This window comes from Streptomyces endophyticus (assembly GCF_035798155.1).
GTDB classification, from domain to species: Bacteria; Actinomycetota; Actinomycetes; order Streptomycetales; family Streptomycetaceae; genus Streptomyces; species Streptomyces endophyticus.
Map to the genome: position 1 here is coordinate 1 of NZ_JAOZYC010000084.1, position 552 is coordinate 552.

Here is a 552-nt window from a genome sequence, read left to right on the forward strand (position 1 = left end):
CGGAATGGCAGACGCGCTAGCTTGAGGTGCTAGTGCCCTTTATCGGGCGTGGGGGTTCAAGTCCCCCCTCGGACACTCACATGGTGCCGGTCGAGATTCGTCTCGACCGGCACTTTTTGCGTTTGCGCTGGTCCAACGGGGGCAGGCGCGATTTCGAGCCACGTATATTGCTTTTCAACCTTTCACAGGTCAAAGAGAATAGAGGTCGGTGTGTCCTCCAGACTGGTGGCCGAGCACCTGCACATGGTGTTCGGCAGACAGCCCGATGAGGCTGTGGTGAAGCTCCGCGGCGGTGCGGACCGTGAGGAACTGCGCGCCGAAGGAACCACGGCCGCCGTGATCGACGCGTCCTTCACCGTCGAACCCGGCCAGATCTTCGTTGTCATGGGCCTGTCCGGCTCGGGCAAGTCGACGTTGCTGCGGATGCTGAACGGACTCCTGGAGCCGACGTCGGGACATGTGAAGTTCGACGGTGAGGACCTGACGGCGCTGGCTCCCAAGGAGCTGCGCGGGGTGCGTTCCCACAAGATCAGCATGGTGTTCCAGCACTTC

The 552-nt window shown here is 62.0% G+C and carries 1 protein-coding gene; it reads left to right on the plus strand.

Translation table 11 applies throughout. The features are described from left to right. Window positions 1-210: 210 nt before the first annotated feature. Window positions 211-552, plus strand: a 342-nt coding sequence (locus OKJ99_RS10805; protein WP_326015691.1) for an ATP-binding cassette domain-containing protein, incomplete at its 3' end; no start/stop codon positions are given.